19 protein-coding genes and 1 riboswitch are annotated in these 23,053 nt (G+C 40.7%); of the genes, 6 read left to right on the top strand and 13 right to left on the bottom strand.

The features are described from left to right. Window positions 1–358: 358 nt before the first annotated feature. The 6 genes from AC1DIV_RS17700 to ku form a co-directional block, all read right to left on the bottom strand. Entirely contained in the window at window positions 359–1,126 is a 768-nt protein-coding gene (locus AC1DIV_RS17700) for a dioxygenase family protein (RefSeq protein WP_477577004.1), read from the bottom strand. 78 nt (window positions 1,127–1,204) lie between these two features. Further along, on the bottom strand, window positions 1,205–1,972 hold the full coding sequence (locus AC1DIV_RS17695; protein ID WP_477576998.1) for a polysaccharide deacetylase family protein: 768 nt from the start codon (window positions 1,970–1,972) through the stop codon (window positions 1,205–1,207). A gap of 104 nt (window positions 1,973–2,076) precedes the next feature. Then, a complete protein-coding gene (gene metH, locus AC1DIV_RS17690) occupies window positions 2,077–5,526 on the bottom strand; it encodes a methionine synthase (RefSeq protein WP_477576997.1) in 3,450 nt (1,149 codons plus the stop codon). Beyond that, a complete protein-coding gene (locus tag AC1DIV_RS17685; RefSeq protein ID WP_340876672.1) occupies window positions 5,519–7,366 on the bottom strand; it encodes a bifunctional homocysteine S-methyltransferase/methylenetetrahydrofolate reductase in 1,848 nt (615 codons plus the stop codon). Before AC1DIV_RS17685 ends, metH begins: the two co-directional genes overlap by 8 nt. A gap of 103 nt (window positions 7,367–7,469) precedes the next feature. Further along, window positions 7,470–7,568: riboswitch (SAM riboswitch) on the bottom strand. A gap of 111 nt (window positions 7,569–7,679) precedes the next feature. Then, on the bottom strand, window positions 7,680–8,330 hold the full coding sequence (locus tag AC1DIV_RS17680; protein WP_477576995.1) for an MOSC domain-containing protein: 651 nt from the start codon (window positions 8,328–8,330) through the stop codon (window positions 7,680–7,682). 493 nt (window positions 8,331–8,823) lie between these two features. Further along, window positions 8,824–9,666, bottom strand: coding sequence for a non-homologous end joining protein Ku (gene ku, locus AC1DIV_RS17675; RefSeq protein WP_048687774.1), 843 nt, complete (start codon window positions 9,664–9,666; stop codon window positions 8,824–8,826). Window positions 9,667–9,816: 150 nt separating this feature from the next. Between ku and ligD the strand changes: the two genes are divergently transcribed. Further along, complete coding sequence (gene ligD / locus AC1DIV_RS17670; RefSeq protein ID WP_477576993.1) at window positions 9,817–11,664, top strand: DNA ligase D; 1,848 nt, start codon at window positions 9,817–9,819, stop codon at window positions 11,662–11,664. A 410-nt stretch (window positions 11,665–12,074) separates the two neighbouring features. Here the strand turns inward: ligD and dapF are convergent, their stop codons facing one another. From dapF to AC1DIV_RS17645, 5 genes are all read right to left on the bottom strand, one after another. Continuing rightward, entirely contained in the window at window positions 12,075–13,064 is a 990-nt protein-coding gene (dapF, locus tag AC1DIV_RS17665; RefSeq protein WP_340876676.1) for a diaminopimelate epimerase, read from the bottom strand. Window positions 13,065–13,246: 182 nt separating this feature from the next. Continuing rightward, window positions 13,247–14,548: an NCS2 family permease gene (locus tag AC1DIV_RS17660; protein ID WP_340876678.1), complete on the bottom strand. Its 1,302-nt coding sequence runs from the start codon at window positions 14,546–14,548 to the stop codon at window positions 13,247–13,249. A gap of 156 nt (window positions 14,549–14,704) precedes the next feature. Further along, a complete protein-coding gene (locus AC1DIV_RS17655) occupies window positions 14,705–15,277 on the bottom strand; it encodes a beta-class carbonic anhydrase (RefSeq protein WP_048688633.1) in 573 nt (190 codons plus the stop codon). Between the two features lie 88 nt (window positions 15,278–15,365). Beyond that, window positions 15,366–16,160: a hypothetical protein gene (locus AC1DIV_RS17650; RefSeq protein WP_328118911.1), complete on the bottom strand. Its 795-nt coding sequence runs from the start codon at window positions 16,158–16,160 to the stop codon at window positions 15,366–15,368. A gap of 513 nt (window positions 16,161–16,673) precedes the next feature. Continuing rightward, window positions 16,674–16,994, bottom strand: coding sequence for a DUF4870 domain-containing protein (locus tag AC1DIV_RS17645; protein ID WP_034311189.1), 321 nt, complete (start codon window positions 16,992–16,994; stop codon window positions 16,674–16,676). Between the two features lie 208 nt (window positions 16,995–17,202). Between AC1DIV_RS17645 and AC1DIV_RS17640 the strand changes: the two genes are divergently transcribed. The 4 genes from AC1DIV_RS17640 (at window position 17,203) to AC1DIV_RS17625 (ending at window position 20,126) form a co-directional block, all read left to right on the top strand. Beyond that, a complete protein-coding gene (locus tag AC1DIV_RS17640; RefSeq protein WP_340878540.1) occupies window positions 17,203–17,982 on the top strand; it encodes an undecaprenyl-diphosphate phosphatase in 780 nt (259 codons plus the stop codon). A gap of 333 nt (window positions 17,983–18,315) precedes the next feature. Further along, the gene (locus AC1DIV_RS17635; RefSeq protein ID WP_048688640.1) at window positions 18,316–18,870 is read left to right on the top strand and encodes a GNAT family N-acetyltransferase; all 555 of its coding nucleotides are present in this window, start codon (window positions 18,316–18,318) and stop codon (window positions 18,868–18,870) included. Window positions 18,871–19,075: 205 nt separating this feature from the next. Beyond that, complete coding sequence (locus AC1DIV_RS17630) at window positions 19,076–19,468, top strand: CidA/LrgA family protein (RefSeq protein ID WP_323597486.1); 393 nt, start codon at window positions 19,076–19,078, stop codon at window positions 19,466–19,468. After that, the gene (locus tag AC1DIV_RS17625; RefSeq protein WP_202316758.1) at window positions 19,443–20,126 is read left to right on the top strand and encodes an LrgB family protein; all 684 of its coding nucleotides are present in this window, start codon (window positions 19,443–19,445) and stop codon (window positions 20,124–20,126) included. The genes AC1DIV_RS17630 and AC1DIV_RS17625 overlap by 26 nt, the downstream gene beginning before the upstream one ends. Before the next feature lie 41 nt (window positions 20,127–20,167). Here AC1DIV_RS17625 and AC1DIV_RS17620 read toward each other — a convergent pair whose 3' ends face one another. Together AC1DIV_RS17620 and AC1DIV_RS17615 are read right to left on the bottom strand one after the other, a co-directional pair. After that, complete coding sequence (locus AC1DIV_RS17620) at window positions 20,168–20,311, bottom strand: DUF2639 domain-containing protein (protein WP_072273150.1); 144 nt, start codon at window positions 20,309–20,311, stop codon at window positions 20,168–20,170. A gap of 52 nt (window positions 20,312–20,363) precedes the next feature. After that, complete coding sequence (locus AC1DIV_RS17615; RefSeq protein ID WP_323597491.1) at window positions 20,364–21,452, bottom strand: undecaprenyldiphospho-muramoylpentapeptide beta-N-acetylglucosaminyltransferase; 1,089 nt, start codon at window positions 21,450–21,452, stop codon at window positions 20,364–20,366. Window positions 21,453–21,644: 192 nt separating this feature from the next. Here AC1DIV_RS17615 and AC1DIV_RS17610 point away from each other — a divergent pair, with 192 nt between their 5' ends. Then, a complete protein-coding gene (locus AC1DIV_RS17610; RefSeq protein ID WP_323597493.1) occupies window positions 21,645–22,757 on the top strand; it encodes a mechanosensitive ion channel family protein in 1,113 nt (370 codons plus the stop codon). The last annotated feature ends 296 nt before the right edge of the window (window positions 22,758–23,053 follow it).

Here is a 23,053-nt window from a genome sequence, read left to right as displayed (position 1 = left end):
TTTCTCATAATTTTTTTCATTACGTTTTATCCATCCCCAAATTTCTTTCTTCTAAATTTTCCCCAAATATATGATATATATAAGATATATAATAAATAACTTTGGTTATTGAATAATAAAATTTTAAAGGATAAAACGTTTTCAGATGTTATATTAACATGTTTTTGTCGAAATATCCAAAGGTTAAACCACTTTATACAACCTTTTTTCAACTATATTTCTGCTTAATTCGTCAAAAATCGCTTTTAACTGTCTTTTTTGCTCATTTAAGTCTTTTTTTCGCTGAAAAAAGATTTTTGTATTTTTGTATAATGATTATTTTTCAGGTAAATTTAACTAGTTTGAAAACCCTTTCACCTCACTCAAACTTCCAAGCTGTTAAACTTAGATTGCCATATTGAAAGCTTCTGTGCAGAAGAGCCGCTTTTTTATTGTCATCCCCTGAGCCCATTGCGATGACCAATGGAATGAAATGCTCTTTGGAAGGCACAGCCTCTGTACTGTAAGGGGCAATATCTTCATAATTGAACAAAGATTGCAAATCCCATTTCAGGATTTTTTCTTCGACCCAGTTCTCAAACTCGATTGCCCATCCCTCTGCAACATGCATATCTTTCTGAATATGTGTGAAATTATGGACAATTCCGCCGCTTCCTATGATCAGGACATTATTTTCCTTTAATTCCCTCAATGCTTTCCCAATTTCATACTGCTTGTCCAATGGCAGCGAAGGACTAATGGACATAGATACGGTCGGGATATCAGCTTCTGGGTACATGAGATGCAAAAGCCCCCATGCTCCATGATCCAGGGGGCGCCTTTCATCAAGTTCCCCCAATACATCTATCCTGGACAATAAGGTTAAAATTCGATCTGACAGCTCCAGGCATCCCCTCGCAGGATATGTTATCTGAAATATTTCTTCAGGAAATCCAGCAAAATCGTAAATGACTTCATGCTTCCGCACTGCAGAAATCATTTGATCTTCATTTTCCCAATGTGCTGACAAAATAACGATGGCAGCAGGTTTCTTCATAGTTTGCATATACTCCTTCAAAAAAAGAGTATAGCTATTCTTTTCCAAAGCTAATAGCGGTGTTCCATGTGATAAAAACAATGATGGCATCATAGAGACGATAAATCCTTTCACATTGTAATCTCAATATCCTATACCTTAATTTACTATAGTTAAACAATGTGTTCATCAATTAAATTGCATTTTCGGCGTTGTCTCATCAATAGTATCAAAGGTATATCCTTCTTTTTTAAGGAATTCAATTATATCAGGCAATGCTTTCACTGTATTTTTCATACTATTGATATCATGCAATAAGATATTAACATGCTTTTGGTTTTTCGTCCCTTTTTGTACAGCAGTAATGATTTGTTGTTCACTTATTGACGGACTGAAGCCATCTGTCGAGTCAATGGACCAATCAAAATAAATATACCCTTTTTCCTTTAATTGTTGAAGGATTCCATTGATGATTGGTTTTGTTGACGCCTGATGCCGCAGACGATTATTCGAGCCGCCAGGAAGGCGCACAATACGGCTTTTTATCCCATAATCCTCTTGCAGCATGGTTTCAAGCCTATTCAAATCTTGAAAGAAACTCTCAGTCGACCGATAAACGATGGAATAATCATGTGTATAAGAATGAAGGGCAATCGAATGACCGCGGGATATCATTTCCTGATAACATCTCTTAGCGTATGGTTCTTCGTTACCTTTAACGAAAAATGTGGCCTTAACATGATAGCGGTCCAAAATCCCCAATATCTTCATGGTATTCAAGGATGGTCCGTCATCAAAGGTCAAATAAGCGATTTTCTGATTCGCCTTACTTTTTAGTAACGGTGTGATCTCTTCAGGAACCACTGCATGTACTTGAATGTTTTGCACATCCACATCAGACAAAATAATAATGAAAGAACTCGCCATGACAAGAATTATTTTTAGCATCTTCTTCATAGGTGCTGCATCCCCTTCCTTTTGACCATTAAGGTGTACCAGTTAAGGGGTTTCATGCGCAATAAGGCAGCGGTAAAAAATACCGCTGCCTTTATTAAATGAAGTTATCGATCGACATTAAAGTAACGAGCTTCAGGATGTGCAAAAACAATGGCTGAAACGGAAGCCTCTGGTTCCATCATGCATCCTTCAGTCAATTCCACGCCAATATCTTGAGGTTGCAACAGGCGGAATAGCTTCTCCTGGTCCTCCAGATTAGGACAAGCAGGATAACCAAATGAAAACCTTTGCCCGGTGTACTTAGCTGCAAATCGCTCTTTCATGGACATATCAATCGGATCGCTTATACCTAAATCATCCCGCATTAATTGATGAATTCTTTCCGCGAACCCTTCAGCTGTCTCGAGAGCAAGTGATTGAAGGGCGTGATTTTTCAAGAAATCACCTTCAAGCTTCAGTTTTTCCGCCCATTTTCTGATTCCTTTTCCGGCAGTGACTAGGAAGAAACCAACATAATCCATTTGTCCGGAGGAGATCGGTTTTGCGAAGTCCGCTAAACAAAGATGCGGATTCGTATCTTGCCGGGGGAAGTCGAAAGTTTCCAAAACCTCATGATGATTGTCCGGGTTGTATATAAATAGCTTATCTCCTTCGCTTTGAGCAGGGAAAAATTGATAAACTGCATTCAGGCCATAATCCGGTTCCGTCTTTAGGAATTCTATCAATTCGTCAACGAGATCATTGAGCTGCACTGCTTTTTCATTCCCTTGCTTAAGCAATTCGGAAACTTTGCCTTTTAACCCCAAATGATGTCCAATCAGCATTTGCCTATTTATATATGGCTGGACGACATCCAATGGATAGTTTTTCAGGACGTGACGTTTGATGTCACGCGGTGTTTGAACAGGAGCATCGCTTAAAGGAGCCGCTGTGGACTGCTTACGAACAGGTTTCTCCAACGTGGCAGCAATGGCGGCATTCGCTTTCGATCTTTCTCGTTTCTCGACCAACTCTTCCAAGTAAACCACTTTTTTGTCGGCGTCATGCAAAATATTCGTTACTGCCAAACCATCCATCGCATCTTTGGAATATAAAACCGGCCCTTCATATTCAGGTGAAATTTTAAAATCGGTGAATTTACGGGATAATGCTGCCCCTCCAACTAAAATTGGGGTATCTATTCCCGCTTGCCTTAAATCCTGCGCGGTTAAAACCATTTGCTGTGCAGATTTGACAAGTAACCCAGATAGGCCAATGATGGTTGGCTCATGTTTTCGAACCTCTTCAATGATTTGTTGCGGTGCGACCTTTATTCCCAAATCAATGACTTCATAGCCGTTATTGGATAGAATGATATCCACTAGGTTTTTCCCGATATCATGCACATCTCCCTTGACGGTCGCCAACAGGATTTTCCCTTTCTTAGCACTATCTTCAGAGTTTTCCATAAGTGGTTCAAGGTGAGCTACAGCCGCCTTCATCGCTTCAGCACTCTGAAGCACCTCTGCGACAATAAGTTGGTTGTCATTGAACAGCCGCCCCACTTCACTCATCCCATCCATCAATGGTCCATTGATGATTTCCAACGGGGTATCACCGCGCTCTATCGCTTCATTTAAATCATCAATCAATCCTTCTTTCGTTCCTTCGATAATATAGTTACCAAGACGTTCGTCCAATGGCAGGATCACACCATCATCCTTCTTCTCCGCTTTTTTCCCACGATAAAATTCGGTAAAAATCGCTAAAGTTTCAGTTGAAGTCTCAAACAGGAGTGCCTCAGCCAATTGTACTTCCTCTTCCGGTATCAAGGCGAAACGTTCAAGTTTTTCTGTATTCACGATAGCATAATCGAGACCCGCTTTTGTACAATGGTAAAGGAAAACGGCATTTAATATTTCCCTTCCCCTCGCCGGTAGACCGAAAGAAACGTTGGAAATCCCAAGTATCGTTAGGCATTCCGGAAACTTTTCTTTAATCGCCTTTATTCCATTCACCGTCTCCAATGCAGATCCGATATATTGTTCATCCCCTGTGCCTACAGGAAATACCAGCGGATCAAAAATGATGTCATTTTTGTTTAGACCGTACTTATTGACGAGCAAATCCACAGACCGTGTAGCCACTTCCAATTTCCGTTCAGCATCAACGGCCATCCCAATTTCATCAATGGTTCCTACGACAACGGCAGCACCATATTGATGGACTAAGGGCACTATTTTTTCAAAGCGCTCTTCACCATCTTCAAGGTTTATGGAATTAATGATCGATTTTCCTTGTGAATGTTTTAATGCTTGTTCGAGTACGACTTCATCCGTAGTGTCGATGACCAATGGGACTTTCACTTTTTTGACGACCTCTTCTACAAATTCCTTCATGTCGCCAAGCTCATCCCCATCAGGATCAGCAAGACAGATATCAATGACATGGGCGCCTTTTTTTACCTGGTTACGTGCAATTTCGGCAGCTGGTTCGTAATGCTTTCCGCGTATCAGCTCCTTGAATTTTCGGGAACCGATAACATTCGTTCTCTCCCCTACGAATAAAGGGCGCATTGAATCATCATAAATGAGCGGCTCTATCCCTGATACGGCATGACCATGGGCAGTTTCCGTAAGTGTACGTGGCTTCATTCCTTCGAGTACCCTGGAAAGTTCTTTAATATGTTCTGGCGTGGTACCACAACATCCGCCAATGATATTGACCCATCCCTTCTCGGCAAATTGCTTCATTTTCTCTGCCAGGGAAGCAGGTGATTCATGATAGTGGCCTTCTTCATCAGGGAGCCCGGCATTCGGATAACAGCTGATGGCGCTATTTGATATATCTGCAAGTGTCCTGATATGGTCTATCATGAATTCCGGCCCTGTTGCACAATTAAGGCCGACAGCTACGGGCTTCATATGTTCAACCGATAAATAAAAAGCTTCTATGGACTGTCCGGCAAGTGTCGTGCCCATCGGTTCGATTGTTCCTGATATGATGACAGGCACATCTTTTCCCGTTTTAGCGAATGCTGCTTTGATTCCAGAAAAGGCAGCCTTGACATTAAGCATATCCTGACAGGTTTCCACCAACAGCAAGTCTACCCCGCCATCCAAGAGACCCAGTGCCTGCTCTTCATAAGAATCTGTCAAAACATCAAAAGTCGTTCCTCCCGTTACGGAAAGCGTTTTTGTAGTGGGGCCCATCGAGCCAGCTACATATCTTGGCCATTCATCATTGGAATACTTTTCACAAGCTTTAACGGCAAGCTCAGCGGAAATTTTATTTAGCTTGTAGGCAATCGTACTTATTTGGTATTCCTCAAGGACGATGCTGGTCGCTCCAAAGGTATTTGTTTCTATGATATCTGCGCCCGCCGCTAAATATTTTTCATGAATGGATTGGATGATTTCCGGTTGCGTCAGTGATAAATATTCATTGCAGCCCTCGAATTGTTCCCCGCCAAAATCGTCTGCTGTCAAATTCTCCGCTTGAAGCATCGTTCCCATCGCCCCATCAAGTAGGAGAATTTTAGAATTTAACTGATCTTGAATCGCTTTTTTATTCATGTACTGCCACCTCTGATGTCTGTTTACTATCGACTTTTCTAATATATTTCGTAAGTTCCGCCGTCATTTCATAGCGAAGGAATGGAGTGATTAAATATATGCCCTTGAATTTTTCCCTAGCCGCGTCCACCAGTTCCCGCGCAATATTCACCCCTTCAATCCTTGACTTTACAGGGTCATCCCCCGCTAGAGCCATGGCCCTTCTAACATTATCAGGCAATTTGATGCCTGGGATCTCATTATGGATGAATTCGGCGTTCCGGGTGCTTGTTAAGGGCATGATACCGATGAAAATCGGGGTTTCTAGATGTTTTGTCGCTTCATATACTTCTTCGATTTGCTCCACGGAATAAATTGGCTGTGTCAAAAAGGATTGAGCACCGCAGGCAATCTTCTTTTCCATTCTCAGTACGGCTTTATCCAGATATTTCACATTGGGATTAAAAGCTGCCGCAATTTTAAAATTTGCCCGTTGCCCCAAACTTTGACCGGAATAGGAAAGACCTTCATTAAATTGTTTGACCATGCTTATCAGGTCAAAGGAAGATAAATCATAAACCGAAGTGGCACCCGGGAAGTCCCCAATTTTTGAAGGGTCTCCGGTGATGATCAATATTTCGTTCAGCCCTACCGTCTGCAGACCCATTAAATGTGACTGCAGGCCAATCAAATTTCGATCTCGGCATGTTATATGCACCATCGGATTTATATTCAATTGGTTCTTCAGTAAATTAGCCAGTGCATCATTCGATATCCTTGGTGAGGCAAGTGAATTGTCCGCTAATGTAATGGAATCGACCCCTGCTTTTTTCAAAACCTCAGCACCAGTCATGAAGCTCTCTATCCCTAGCTTTTTCGGTGGATCAAGCTCAACAAGAATCGTCCGTTCCGTTTTGGCTTTTTCGTAAAGGGGAAGTTCCAATTCCCTATCGTTCACTTCAATTACTTCTATTTCACGGGATTTCGTAAATTTCTCTTTCACGGGAGCCAAACTTCCAATTGCATGCTTTACAGCTTGAATATGCAGTGGAGTCGTTCCACAGCACCCTCCTATGATCGCGGCGCCTTGCTCACGAAGTTCCAGGGCACTAGAACCGAAATATTCCGGCACAGCTTTATAAACGAGCCTCCCATCGACATAATCCGGCAGGCTGGCGTTAGGGTAAATGGCAATCGATGCTTGCTTTGGCAAACTCACTTCTTCCAAGGCCCGAATCATATGATGTGGTCCGAGGCGGCAATTTACACCAACCACATCGGCACCCAATTGCTCGAGTTTTTGAAAGGCTTCATTTAAATGGATTCCACTTTGAAGATTACCCAGTTCATGCATCGAGACATTTGCGATAATCGGCAGTCCCGTTTCATTTTTAACGATTTGCAGGACGGTTTCCAGTTCTTCCAGGTCATAAAATGTTTCCAGGAGAATCCCATCAGGATTTTCCATCAACAGACTGTATAGCTGTTCACGAAAACCCCGTTTTATCTCTTCCATGCTTAAATCCGATTTCCTGATACTCCGCTGGGCCCCTATGGTACCGAAGACGTATGCTTTTCCTTTTGCCGCTTTTTTAGCAAGAATAACTCCCTGGCGATTGATTCTGCTCACTTCATCTTCAAGTCCATACCGCTTCAATTTATTGAAATTGGCTCCGTATGTATTCGATTGAAGGATATCTGCACCAGCTTCCAGATAGGCTCGATGGATGGACTCTATTTGATCTGGGTTCGTACAGTTTAATTCCTCATAACATTGATCAATGCCATTAGAGTAAAGCAAGGTCCCCATTGCCCCTTCTCCAATCAGCATTCTTTCTTTTAATTCTTTACGAAAATTCATCATTACACCCTCTCTCAAAAACAATCCTGTTTTTGTAGTAGTCTATGAGTATGAGAGAAAAGGAAAAAAAACCTTCTCAAAGAAGAAGGTTTTTGAAACATTCTCCTCATCTATCAAGCTCTGCTTGCTGGATTTAGCACCTTTGCCTAAGCTGGTTGCTGAGGTTTCTTCGGGCCAGTCCCTCCACCTCTCTCGATAAGATCCATTTATATAATTTTCATAAGATTTCAAAATTTGATTATATTTAATTTACATTAATAATCTGTCAATTTCAATACCTGATCGACATTTTTTTCACTTTTGCAAAAATCATTCAATTTTTTGCTGCTTGAACCCTCTTCAAGATCCTTTGTTTCCAGTCTTCCGCTAACGAGTCTAGTGTAAGTAAAGCCTTAGCACCTTCCAGCCCATCCCGTTTATGAAGGATGACCTCTGCTGCGTAATGGACAGAAATTTTTTCTTGTAGACGATCTATTAGCACAATCTCGTTTTGTTTATTTATCGTTCCTTCTTGAAGTACTCTTGCAAAATAACCAGTGAAACTCGTTTTCAGCACGCGTTCCAAAAACTTAGGTTCTTGATTGAAGAAGGAAATGGTCGAACAAGGTATCCTCCCTTGGTTAATTTGAACAATCACATCGCCTATTTGATAAATATCGCCGATATACGTTGTTTCTTCCCTCATCCCCGCTATAGTTAAATTTTCACCGAATGCAGGGATATCCAGCTTTTTAGAGAATTTTTCATTCCATAATGAATAATGCTCAAATGGGTAAAAGCACAAAGCCCGATCAGGACCTCCATGGAACTTTACATTACCGACACCATCGCCGATTATGCCAGCTTTAGTCACTGTCAAATTATTCTGTGCTTGTTTATCCATGGCTGAAAAGATATCGATATTCGAAAAAATTTCATGTTTCGGCTTCCCCGCATGTAGTGATTTGATTTTTCCATTTTCCATTTTGCATCTTCCATTCATATTAAATTTATATCATCCTATATGTATAAATTATACTAAAAATCCATTTTATTCAGTACCTTTTTATATGTATATGAAATGAAAAAGCCATATGAGCAGTTAATGGGCGAAATATCATTGATTTCCAGAAAAATTCATAGGTTAGTTTCAGTAATTTAGTTGCTATTTCAGAATTAAATATGGTAGAATATGAACACAATATATAGTCGAAAACTACAACCGTTCGCCTATATGTTGATTTTCACGATTGAATTCCTCATTGTCGCTCTTTAGGGAGCGAATTTTTTTTGCTTTCATTAATATCCACTAATTCCCTGTAATTCCATTCAGTTTCTTGCATCTTGATCGACTCACCTATTTGTACTTTCCTTCCCTCCTTATCAAGTCCCTTTCATTTCCTTATTAGAAGCCTGATTCCTTGCAAAAACAAGCAGAAAGCCGAGCGACATCATCCGTCTTCCGCTCAGCTTCCTGTTTACGCTTGTTTCTTTTTTTTCGGTGCCGCTTTCTTTCGGGTCGTCTTTTTCTTTTCCGGTTCATCATGTTTTGTACGGTCTATGGATGCCTGTAATGCCTCCATTAAATCAGTTACATTGTTGGAAACTGGTTCTTTTGTTTTCGCTGTAATCGTCGTCTGTCCCGTTTTCTTTGATTCAATCAATTCTAGTAACGCGGTTCGATAGTCATCGGTGTATTTTGTCGGATCGAAAGTAGTCGTTAATTGATCTATCAATAATACGGCAGTATCGATTTCTTTTTTTACTATGGTATCATTGGCAGGGATATTCGGAACATCCGCTGTGGAGCGGACTTCATCCGGATAATGAATCGTTTCCATAACCAAGGTATTATCAACGACTCGGATTACCGCCATTTGTTCTTTGGATCGAATGATGATTTTTGCCAACCCCACCTTATTCGATTCCTTGAGGGCCTGCCTCAAAAGGGAATAAGCTTTTATCCCCCCGTCATTTGGGGACATGTAATAACTCCGGTTAAAATAAATGGGATCTATTTCTTCAATTTTAACAAAATCCACGATTTCCACGGCTTTTTCTTCGTTTTGTTTTTTCAGTTGTTCTAGTTCATTGTCTTCCAATACAACAAACTTTCCCTTTGTATACTCAAAAGCGCGGACTATATCATCCTTCCCCACTTCTTTCTCGCATACTGGACAAACCTTCTCGTATTTAATCGGTGTATGACATTCCTTATGCAACGTCCTTAAAGATATATCCTTATCCTCCGTTGCAGCATGAAGTTTGATCGGAATGTTCACCAAGCCGAATGATATGCTTCCCTTCCACATCGTATGCATATTCGTCACCTCATAACTTATTTTTGATGAGAAGAACAATTTTATTATTCCCCTTTGTTCAAAAAAAACCGAAAAAACAATTGCCAACTGTAACACTTCGTTTTTTTGGCAAAATAATGTTATCAATTATTTGCGGAGGTAAATACAAATATGAAACCGATGCTGCCTACCTATTACCCTGAAGCCCCCAACTCCAAGGATTGGCGTTATGAAGTCAAATATGACGGCTTTAGGGCTATATTAACGATAGAATCCGATACCATAAGCATTTCGAGTCGAAATGAAAAGGAATTATCACCTCAATTCCCAGAAATCATTGCTTACATCAAAGACCTGGACCTGGAAGATTATCTCCCGCTTCAGTTAGATGGAGAATTGGTCTGGCTTACCAATCAAGCGAAAGCGGACTTTTTTCAAATACAGTGGCGAGGACGCCTTGGGAAACAATCCTTAATTTCAGAAAATGCCCGTTTTTCCCCATGTCGGTTTATAGCGTTTGACCTGCTTCGCATCAGCGGAAAAGATGTAGCAGCTAATCCAATGGTGGAACGAAGGGAATTGATGTTGAATATGGGGGGAAAACTCGGTCTACCTATGCCTCCCGATCCCAACGATAAGGCTTTGATACAATTAATAGAGAGTTTTGACGTTTTGGATAATGCCTTGAATAAGGTCACCTTGTTAGATGGCGAAGGGATTGTCGCTAAGGAAATCCGGGGTGCTTGGCAAGAAGGAAGACGTACAACATCTTGGATTAAGGTGAAAAATTGGAAGACCGTTTCTTGTTTCATCACAGCATTGCACAAAGAAAATGGCTACGTGTCCCTCGCAGTTTTCAAAGAAGGTGCCGTGACGAAAATCGGGAGTGTCAAAAATGGACTGAGTGCTCGAGATAAAAGTATATTGCATCAATTGATCAAACAAAATGCATCAGATGAAGACGAACAATTTTTTTATATCCATCCATCCATTTGCATTGAAGTTCAATTCTTACACGTATATGAGGAAAATGAATTGCGTGAACCTCAGTTTTCACAGTGGCTTTTACAAACTTCTCCCGACGAATGTACCTGGGAGAAATTCGTGCTAGGGCAATATACATTTCCAGATACTGTACAAATAACTTCCAAGGATAAACCGCTTTGGAAAACAGAAGGTAAACAGGTGGTAAAAGTAGAATACCTACATTATTTACGGGAGGTTTCAGCTTTCTTCTTACCCTTCTTGAAGGATAAGCTTCTTACCACGATCCGCTATCCTCATGGAACTTTGGATAAAGAAAGATTTTTCCAAAAAAACAAACCTGATTATGCGCCGGACTTTATTAAAACGTTCATGGATGAGGATATCGAGTATATGCTGTGTAACGACATTGAAACTCTCCTTTGGTTTGGTAATCAACTTGCATTGGAATTTCATGCCCCATTTCAGAAAGCCGGTAAAACAAGACCCGACGAAATCGTCCTGGACTTGGACCCTCCTTCCATCGAATATTTCTCCTTTGCGGTAAAGGCTGCACAGGAAATAAAAAAGGTGATGGAATCATTAAGGATAAAAGCTTTTGTAAAAACCTCAGGTAACAAAGGACTGCAAATTCACATCCCTCTGCCTGAAGACACATTTACTTATCAGGAGACACGCATATTCACTGACTTTCTCGGTGATTATTTAACAAGTTCCCACTCGAATGATTTTACAACGGAAAGAATGAAAATAAATCGGCATAATCGACTTTACTTGGACTTTGTGCAGCATAGTGAAGGAAAAACCATCATTCTTCCTTATTCCCCACGGGGAAATTCTTTCGCTGGTGTGGCTACACCTTTGTTTTGGGAGGAAGTGAACGAAAGTCTCCAGTTAAAGGACTTTACGATTGAAACCATACCAAACAGAATAAAAAGGGACGGGTGTGCGTTTATGGATTACCGACTGGTGGATAATGGACCAGCCTTTTTGGAAGTATTATCGTTCCTAAAACAAAAAAAGACCCATAACTAATTGGTAAGATGGAAATTTGCTCTAGAAAATCGCTTTCCACGGGCGGTCCGCCCTCGGCGCTGGCCTGCGGGGTCTCCCTTGGCAACGCTTTTCCCGCAGGAGTCCCGTACCTTACGGCCAATCAACTGGGGCGTTTCTTTAAGAAAAACTCTAGGCTAGTCTCATCCGTATAATGTTTAAGACTAGGTTACCTACATGTTTTTTACTATAATCTTTAATGAATTGAAGAAATTTGCGACACTCCTGCCGAATAACTGGCTAGTCGAGACCCCACAGGCTCTTGAGCCGAGGAGGCTTGGCAGACAGTCGGCGGAAAGTGAACGGATCTCTGAAATCAACTGCAACTTTTTTAAAATAAGAAAACTGCAGGAAAACTCGTTTTTTTCGAGTTCGCCTGCAGTTTAAAAATTTCATAATAATTTTGTTCTCAAATAACTTTGCACTTCATCCTGCAGCTTGGCATATAAGCTTGTTTCCAATTCAAAATCCTCTTTTTCAAGTATTTCAAATTTTTCAGGCTGATCTAAGTCCATTTCAATCGATACTTTGAATTCATAGGTTGCATTCCCGATTAAATCAATTGAATACGTTTGGCTTTCTACATCATGGTGGACCACGCATTTAACTTTTCCGCCGTTATTGTAGACAGATATTTCACTTTCCAACGCGTTTAACCCAACAGAGCATGTTACTAGGCTAGAAGCCGACATCGCCGTTCCGCATGCATTCGTGAAGCCTACTCCACGTTCGAATGTCCGCACATAAATGCTCCCTGGTTCCAACTCTTTCACAAAGCTGACATTGACACCATCAGGGAAAAGTTCATTCGGTTGATTGACCTTTGTTGAAAGTTCTTCCTGCAAATCACTTTGTAAAACATCACTATCGACGAGTGTGATCAAATGTGGATTAGGAACCGCCAATGCCGAAAATAGCAGGGTATCATGAAGTTCCGGCAATGTTTCGTTTTGCAGCTGTTCTTTAGCCAATATAAGAGGTAGATCCTTCACATTAAAACTTACTGGTGAAATTTCCACCTTGAAAGTCGGAATGCCCTCATAAATATCTTCCGTTTTTTCGACTAGTAAATTTGCCTTCATGGTTTCCACGATCATTTTATCTAGCCCCAGAACGTCGTTCGCGTAACGTGCCACACAGCGAAGTCCGTTGCCGCACATCGAGGCTTCCGATCCATCCGCATTAAAGACACGCATCCGGCAATCAGCATGTTCACTTTTCATTACGAACAAAATACCATCCGCTCCGAGCCTCTCCCGATTGCATAGGGCCTTTGCGAAATTTTTCCGCTCTTCTTCCGTAAACATCAGGGTCGTAGTCAATTCATCAATTATCAAGAAATCATTTCCTGAACCATGGCTTTTTAAACCTTCAATAATCATCCTGTCACATCCTCTAATAAGCTGCTTGTCATTTATCATTTTTTTAATATTCTATATCATAGCATTTTCAAGATGGATGTGTCATCGCGTAAATCACATTAAATCCATTTTTTTCGACGAAAAAACCAATAAGAAGAGCGGTTGGAATAAGAATTAACTCATTCCAACCGCTCTTTTGAATTTTAACCGATCATACCAATGATGAAATAGACAATAAACATTCCGGCACTCACATACATCGGGGCTGACACTTCTCTCGCTTTTCCGGTTACAAGCTTCAAGAATGGGTACAGGATGAAACCGAATGCCATTCCATCGGCAATACTGTATGTGAAAGGAATGATCGTGATGATCATGATTGCAGGTATGCTCTCGGTTAAATCACTGAAATTCAGCTTTTTTATGTTTCCGAGCATCAAAATGCCAATGATAATCAAGATGGGGGCAATGGCGCTATCAGGGATTACTTTAATCACCGGTATAAATAACAGTGATAGGATGAATAGCACGCCCGTCACCACTGAAGTAAGACCAGTCCTGCCTCCCGATGCGATTCCTGCTGCCGTTTCTACTGTTGCGACGGTAGGACTCGAACCGAATAAGCCTGATAATAGAACGGACACACTTGTCGCCTGCAGCGACTTTTTATATGCATCCTGGCGGTTGATACTGTCTACATGCCCGTGTACAAGACCAATATTTTCAAAAACAAGAACCATCGTCATCGCAAATACACTTATCCAGAATTCAATCCGGTTCGCTTCCAAGAACGATAATGAAAAGAAGAGATCGCCGTAGGAAGCTGTGTTAATGCCTGAAAAATGGATTTCCGATAGTTGAACCGTCCCGAACCAATAGGCAATGAGGCTGCCTGCCAGGATGGTTATCATGAAATTACCGGGGATATTCTTGATGAACAGCGTGATTGCCAGTAAAAAGGTCAACACCGTTGCAAACACCGCTGGATCGCTTAAATCTCCCAGTGCGACGATTGATGATGAACCTCTTGTGATTATCCCGCCCTTTTCAAGTCCGATCAGCATCAAGAATAGGCCAAGACCAACAGATATGGCTTCTTTTATCGAACTTGGAATCGAATCACTGATGATTTTGGAGTATTTTGTAAAAGCGATGATTACAAAAATTACCCCTGAGATAAACACAGCACCAAGAGCCGATTGCCATGATAGACCCATTCCTTGAACCATGGTATAAGCAAATAGGGCATTGACGCCCATTCCTGGAACGAGAAGGATTGGGACATTCGCCCAAAATCCTATCATGACACAGCTTAAAGCAGATAAAAGAATCGTGGCAATCACTGCACCATTAATCGGTATGCCCGCTTCCGATAAAATCAGGGAATTCACGATGAGAATATAGACTATCGTAAAATAGCCGACCACTCCAGCAAGGATTTCACGTTTTCCATTCGTTCCATAGTCGGAAAAATGAAAAAACGTTTCCAAGTTTAATTTCTTCATGTTGTGTCCTTATCAAATTTATCCCTCGCCCACCCGTTTGTATTAGTGACAAACTACACTTGGCGATTTTAACAAAAAAAAGGATAAAAATAAATAGCAATGATAAAAATTTGAAAAAAACTGTCGGAAATGCTCCCGACAGCCTCGATGAATATATTATTTTTGTTCTTGAGAATACCCATCTACTACCAATTCCAGCTTCCCTGTATCAGGCGAAATGATTAGACCATGCACAGGAATATTTTTAGGAATCAATGGATGTCCTTTAATCACTTCGACGCTGTTCTTACAACTTTCATAAACATCATCAAATCCGCGAAGCCAACTGCGGATATCGATTCCTGCAGCTCCCAGTGTATCGATGGTGCTCTTCGGTATATCACGTTCGATCATCTTGTCCATTACAGCATCGGCATCGACTGATGCCATCCCGCAGTCATGGTGAGGTATGACCAATACTTCATCTGCCTTTAGCTCATAAATAGCAACAAGGATACTCCGCATGACACTTCCGAATGGGTGGGAGACGATTGCCCCGGCAGTCTTCAGGATTTTGACATCACCATTTTTGACATTCAAGGATTTTGGCAATAGTTCAACGAGCCGAGTGTCCATACAGCTTATGATGACCATACGTTTCTCAGGAAACTTATCCGTCCTATACTTAACATATTCACCTTTTTCTACAAACTGTTCATTATAATCCAGAATCTCATTAAGTAAACTCATATTTACCACCTTTTTATTGTGTATTTAATCTATGTATCTCCTATTATTATATCAGGTATTTAAAAGATTTGCTAAAGGGGAACCGTAGTCAATTTGAACGATGATTCAGCGTGGCTGCACAGAACCCAAAGACAATGATTTTAGGACTTTCAGCAACATTTGATGAAAAAGAAAGTATGGGTGTATTAGTCTTGAATCGTTTCCCCCACTCCAAAGGCATCCAGCCTTCTTGGTATGAAGCGATCTTTTCCCCGTCTTTTGTGGCAATCTCGAAAGAATTTACACTTCCCGGAGTTTCAATTGGCATCCATTCCGTACCATCTTCCTTATAGATCATTCCATTTACCTTCACGAATGACCGATTTTCTTGATACGATCCAATAATGCCGCCCTGATCATCCAGGATCGTCATTTTATTGAAAAGCCCCCTTTTGATATGGTACTTAGCCAGCAAACGTCCCTCATGGTCCACCAGTTCATATCGCTTGGCCATTAGCATCGACAAGAAATTGGGAATCATCCACATGAACCACTTCATATTCAAATCACGTACCTCGCCCATTAGTGACCCATCGGGCGCAAAGAGAAGCAGTCGCAAAGTCGGTGCTGGCATAAAAGTCAATAAAACATGTTCATTTTTTAATAACCCGGCATTCGTCCCGATATGTTCTTCAGGCAATTCCTTCATTCTATTTTCATATATACGATGACTGACAAATTGAGCAATGCTAAAGAAAATAAAAGGAGAAGTTATCAATAATATATTGCCCGGAATCATCGCAAAAATATGGCAAATGAAAAAAACAACGGCCAATAGAAGAGATACCCAAGATGCATGAAAATTTGAATTGCTCGTTTTCTGATAATATTCACGTATATTCATATCCCGCTTTACTCCTCACTCCTTACAAGAAAGATTACCGCCTTTAGGCGGCCATTGATTAGCAGTACCACAACCCGCCCGGCATCCGCTTCCTAAACGTGCATAGAAGCAGTTATCATAATACTTTATTCGCTTTAGTGTGATCTATTCCCTCTTTAATGTAAGGGAATTCCCCACACGGACCAAATAAAAAAGGACTCCGAATTGAATGGAATCCTATTGTAGACAGAATGGGGTCCTACCCAATTTTAAAACAAGACTAGATTTTTCTTAATGTTACTATATTCCTTATTGGATTGAAGAAATTTGCGACACTCCTGCCGATTTACTGGCTAGCCGGGACACCGCAGCCGCTAGGCAGGAGGCTTGGCAGGCAGTCGGCGGAAAGGGAGCGGATTTCTGAAATCCACTGGAACGTTTTTTTAAATATAAAACTGCAGGCAAACTCGCTTTTCCTCGAATTTGCCTGCAGTCTCAAAGGACTCCAAATGAATGGAATCCTTTTACATCATTCTATAATATCCTGAAGATCAACGGGAATCGATAATCCGTTCCTTCATAAGCCCTAACAGCAGCAATGATGGTGAATACGACTAAAGCTATCCCGATTACCGGCAATAGCAAGAATCCAACCAATACTATAGTGAGTATCCCTGCGACTATTGAATAAACGGTATAGGAAATGAAAAAATTCAAGTATTCCCTTCCGTGATAATCCACAAATTGTGACGAGTCCTTCTTCAATAACCAAATCACCAAAGGACCGATAAATGCTGTAAAAAAGCTGATCACATAAATAAGGGCAGCAAACACTCTTTCATCTTTAGTAGGCATAGTGTCTTCTCCTCCTTTCTCATATAAATAATTACGAATCAAATGAAAAATAGTTTCATTTTTCCTCTCATTATATTCGAAAGAAGGTAAATCTGGACTGCCTTTTCTTGATATGAACAATAAAATCCGGACATGTTCATCCGTCTTGTGCATACAGTTTTAATAATGGATTGTCCTATACCTTCTAGAATGGAGTGATGTTTTTTTGCTGAATGAATTTCAAGCCTTCATCCTTGGGATCATTCAAGGCTTGACTGAGTTTTTACCTATTTCAAGCACTGGACATTTATATTTAGGACGGCATATTTTCCACCTTGACGAGGCCGGCATTTTTCTGGATACCATGCTCCACATCGGAACCTTGCTGGCGTTATTGGTCGTCTATAAGAATGACATAATTGCCATTTTGAAAAATCCTTTCTCCAAAATGACTCTGCTTCTCATTGCTGGGACGATTCCTGCCGTGATTGCCGGCATTTTACTCGGTGATTGGTTTGATGATCTTTCAAAAACAGGCGTGACCATAGGCTGGGAATTTATAGCGACCGGACTGATTTTATGGGTAGCCGACGGAGTAAGAAAAGGGGGCAAATCCCTTCATGAAATTTCGATTAAAGATGCGCTGATCATCGGTACTTTCCAAGCTGCTGCCATCATGCCAGCTCTTTCGCGCTCCGGCTTAACGATAGCGGCTGGCCTCTTCTGCAAACTGGATAGGGCCACTGCAGCCTATTTTTCCTTTTTGCTTTCCATTCCTGCCATTACGGGTGGCATCGTATTTCAGATGAAACCGATTTTTACAGGAGAAGTTGAACGGCTTCCACTCACTGCGCTTTTCGTTGGAACCCTGTCAGCAGCAATCTTTGGATATATAGCCGTGGTATGGATGATCGATTTCTTAAAAAAGCGTTCACTCAAAATATTCTCCATATATGTATGGGCCCTTGGCGCAATCATTTTATTCATGCAATTCACAGGTAAATTTTAAAGAAAAAAGCGGGCGAAAAAAGCAGTTTTTCATGGAACAATGCAGACGGTTGCCTAAAGATTTCACCCTTCGAGAAAAAGTTGAAATTTGACGAAAAAAAAAGGCAAAAAACCTATTCCCAAACCGTTTTTTTTTTAGTATTATACCTTCGTAAGGTTCTTTAGATTTGCATACTTTCTGACAATAAAAATAGGGAAGGCAAATGGTGCGCCACCGGTTTCCGGTTCTAGTGGGTTCGATTCCCACCCCGAAATTTTTTGATGAACGACTTAAAAAATTTCGAGGGTGGGCAGCGACTACGCATAAGAACTGCCCTCAAACGGAGGGACGGAAATGTTAAAAAAGAGAGATTTCACAGATTGTTTTTCTCTTTATGAACAAATGACGCATCCAGATGTCTTCCCTTTCGTGCGCCATAAGGTAGATTCATATGAAGAATATGTTTTCATTACTAAGCAAACGATCGAAGCCGAAGATGCTGGGCAACTCATTTCACGAACAATCTTGGATGAATGGGAAAATCCCATCGGTTGTATTTCTTTATACGATATTGAAAATGGTGCAGGTTTCTTAGGCACATGGCTTGGCAAGCCTTATCATGGAAAAGGGTATAATGCCATCGCAAAAGACGCTTTCTTCAAAGAGCTTTTTTTCGAGCTCGGTTTGGAAACGGTCTTCATGCGAATTCGCAAAAAAAATATCCGCTCCATAAAAGCCGCAGAAAAGCTTCCCTATGCCGTCAATGCCAACGAAACAAGAAAATCCCTTTATGATCAGATCAATCATGAAGCTGATATCTACGATTTGTATGAAATCCCTAAAGATTTATACAACTTTCATATCCTTAGACAGCATGATGATGACGAACAGCAGTTACTTGAAGCATAGAGCGAAGAACATTTCAATATGGCTTTGTTTATCCTTTCATAAAATGGCCGGAGCTTCCATACCTGGAAAGCTCTTTTTTCCAGTTTCACAGGATGTTAAACATAGATTGCTGCAAATCCCTATTCTTTTTAGGGATATTTTTTTATAATGAATACAATTGACCAATTCAACAATATATTCAAAGCGTCATGGAAAGGACTTAATCATGAAAAAAACATTTGCTTTTATCGTGCAGCTTATCTTCCTGCTCATCATTTGCAAGCTTGGCTATTATTTAGCCAGTTTACTTCACTTACCTATACCAGGCAACGTCATCGGCATGATTCTGTTATTCGGTTTATTACAGACGAAGGTCATAAAAGTCGAATGGATTGAACTTACTTCAGGATTTTTGGTAAAGCACCTAGCCTTTTTCTTCATTCCCATTTCAATCAGTTTAATGACCATGGGATGGCTTTTCATTGAATTTGGTTTGCCTTTGGCACTTACATTGGGAGTCAGCCTGATATTTGGATTCATCGTTTCAGCATGGACCGTTCAGAAGCTATCCCATAGAGGAGAGATTAAACAGCATGACAGCGCTCATCACAATATATAGCATCTTGATAACCATTCTTGCCTATTTCATTGGAAGGAAAATATATGCTAAACATCCATCACCTTTTACGACGCCCGTATTTTTCAGTACGGTTACAATTATTCTCGTACTGCTGATCAGCGGTTTGGACTTCGAGGATTATTCACCAGGAAAAGACATCATCACCTATTTCCTGGGACCAGCTACCGTTGCTTTGGCCGTACCACTTTATAAAAATAGAAAAATAATCGTTAAATATGCAATGCCGGCAATTAGCGGCATGATTTTTGGTCTCCTTGTCACATTGATCATTGCCTTCGCCATCGCTAAAGCATTTTCACTTCCGCCATTCATATTCCAAGGATTGGCAGTTAAATCCATTACAGTGCCCATCGCGGTGGAAATCACGGAACTTTATGGGGGAAATTCCAATATATCAGCTGCCTTCGTCATTTTGACAGGGGTGCTGGGTACAATGATCGCTCCAAAAATGATGGATAAATTAAACATTACGATGCCCTTCGCACGTGGTATCGCCTATGGTACGATCGCTCATGGTCTCGGAACGGCTCAAGCTGCCCAGGAAAGTGAGTTTACCGGGGCTGTCGCAGGTGCGGCAATGGCTATCGCAGGTATCCTTATATCCTGTTTCTTTCCTTTTATAAGTAAATTCCTATAAAAATAACCGCAACGTCAACGACGTTGCGGTTATTTTTATGATTATCTTTTTTGCAGATCCTCGTATAAACGCCTTAGAATATAAGTTTTATACAGCTCCAGCTTTCTTTTTTCAATTGGATGGTAGCTAATCCCTGCGGCTTTTAGCTGCTGAATGAACCATCCTTTTGAATATTCATAAGCCATTCTACCCCCTCCTCTGTTCGAAATAGATATGCTGAATAGGGGGGAATGATACTTATTTTTTTGCGGCCATTACTTTAAGCAGTAATTCATACATTTCAGCTGCCGTTTTGAATGGGCGTTTTTGACGCATTTTCTCTTGATATTCATCCGATTTTTTCAATAAATCCGCTAATGTAGCATTAAAAATCCGATCATTCAGCTCTTCTTCCTGGATGACTTTACAAAAACCCTGTTTTTCAAAACTTGACGCATTCAGGATTTGATCTCCACGGGATGCATTGGCACTTAGAGGGATAAGCAGCATCGGCTTTTGCAAACCAAGGAATTCAAAGATGGAATTTGAACCAGCCCTTGACACAACGACATCAGCAGCCGCCAAAAGATCGAATAATTCTTCGTGCACGAATTCGAAAGGAGCATATCCCCTTTGTTTCAATTCGCTTTTCACATTTCCCTTCCCGCAAATGTGAATAATCTGATAATCCTTTAATAAGGCATCAAGGTTTTCTGTAATTAAATTATTGATTTTAACGGCCCCAAGGCTTCCGCCCATAACGAGTAGCACCGGTTTGTTATTCGTGAATCCACAAAATGCTTTACCAGCAGAAGCTTTTCCCGTAAAGATTCCATCGCGCAATACAGCGCCAAGATACATGGCCTTCTCTTTCGGAAGGTCTTTTTCCGTTTCTTGGAAGGTTGTGAAAATTTTCGATGCAAGTGGCATCGCGATCTTATTAGCCAGACCAGGCGTATAATCCGATTCATGTATCGCAATCGGAATCCTCAGCATCCTGCCTGCCAAAACGACTGGAACCGAAACGAAACCCCCTTTAGAAAAAATGAAATCAGGCTTGGTCTTTTTTAATATTTTTCGTGCATCAAAAATCCCTTTTATGACCCGGAAAGGGTCTTTCATATTTTCAACAGATAGGTAACGTCGGAATTTCCCAACGGAAATCGTTTCATAACGGACCTCGGGAAATTCCGTTTCGATGATATTTTTTTCAATGCCTTTTTTTGAACCAATATAAGTAACATCCCAATCATTCTTTAAAAATTCGGGGATGATTGCTGCATTAACAGATACATGACCGGCAGAACCGCCTCCGGTAAATACTATTTTCTTAGTCAATATTTCCACCTTCCAAACTTAAAAAATCACTTTGCATCCATATTACCATATATCCTTGCCATTAATAACTTGAAAAAGTATTCAGTGAACCGAAATCCCCCATTATGTATGTAATTATCGATTATTTTTCCTTTTTCAGCATGAATATATTATAATCTTAGTATTCTACAATACTACAAGATACAATGGAGGAGTAATACATTGCAAGAAGTTTCTGAATCACTCAATCAATTTGATGGAATCGAAGCCTGGACCAAATTAGGAATTTCCATAGGCATTTTTCTAATCTTCCTTTTGCTTCGGAAAGTATTTACTACATATATATTCAAGTTCTTTCTACGGATTGCAGAAAAACGCAAAGTTGAATTTGCCGCCAATTTAATGCTCGCAATAGAACAGCCAGTAAGATGGCTTATCGTTTTGATTGGGGTTATCATTTCACTGCACTATTTTCCGATCGACTCACCTTCGGTTGAACTCAGATCGAAGATATACAGATCGTTTTTTGTCTTCTTATTCTTTTGGACGATTTTCAACATCAGTTCGATCTTAACCATTTTATTTCCGAAATTAGTAAGTAAATTCGGACTAGAAGTCGATCAAATCGTCATGCCGTTCTTTACGAAAATCATAAACATAATCATCATTGCTTTTGGTGCATCCATCATCGCGGAAGAATGGGGATTTAATGTCGATGGATTTGTTGCAGGGCTTGGTTTGGGTGGATTGGCTTTCGCACTTGCCGCTAAAGATACCGTCAGCAATTTCTTCGGGGGTATCGTCATCGTCACCGAAAAACCTTTTACCATAGGAGATTGGGTCAAAACTCCAAGTGTGGAGGGAACCATTGAAGACATCACATTCCGAAGCACTAAAGTTCGGACTTTTGCCCAAGCTTTAGTTACAGTCCCAAATGCGACCCTTTCGAATGAACCGATCATCAACTGGTCCAAGATGGGCAAAAGACAGATCGCCTTCCATTTAGGTGTTAATGTCACGACACCAAAAGAAAAATTGGAAAATGTCATTAAAGACATTGAAAGAATGCTTATTGATCATCCTGAAGTACATCCGGAAACGATTTTGGTTAAATTTGATGAGTTCAGTCATTCCGGCTTCAACCTTTACCTATATTTCTTCACGAAAGCCACCGACTTTGGAGGATATTTATCAATCAAAGAAGATGTGAACTTTAATATAATGGAGATATTGGAACAGGAAGGTGTACAAATTGCCATTCCTTCACAGGCATTCATTCTTCAAAAAGACTCAGATATGGAAGCCATGAATGATTTTGAATCCATGCGCGACTGACAAAAAAGACTTGCCCTAAACGGCAAGTCTCAGACTGTAGACAACTTCGATGAAAATTGATGTTGTCTACATTTTTTTTGGCTTGCACAAACTTTGACGTTGATTATAACGTAAGGCACTCGCTTTCCGCGGTCCGCCCTCGGCGCCCTTGCGCCTGTGGGGTCTCCCCTGGACGCGCTTTTCCCGAAGGAGTCTCGCACACCCGCCCAATAAACTTTGTTTTAACTTTTAGATAGAACCCTTTTGCCTAAAGTCTTTATTGTTTTAAAATAATTAAAACTTGAGGTGATGAGGAT

The sequence above is a fragment of the Peribacillus sp. 05N428 genome (assembly GCF_056397085.1).
The sequence above is the reverse complement of the archived record's forward strand: the minus strand, read 5'-3'. Positions and strand labels throughout refer to the sequence as shown.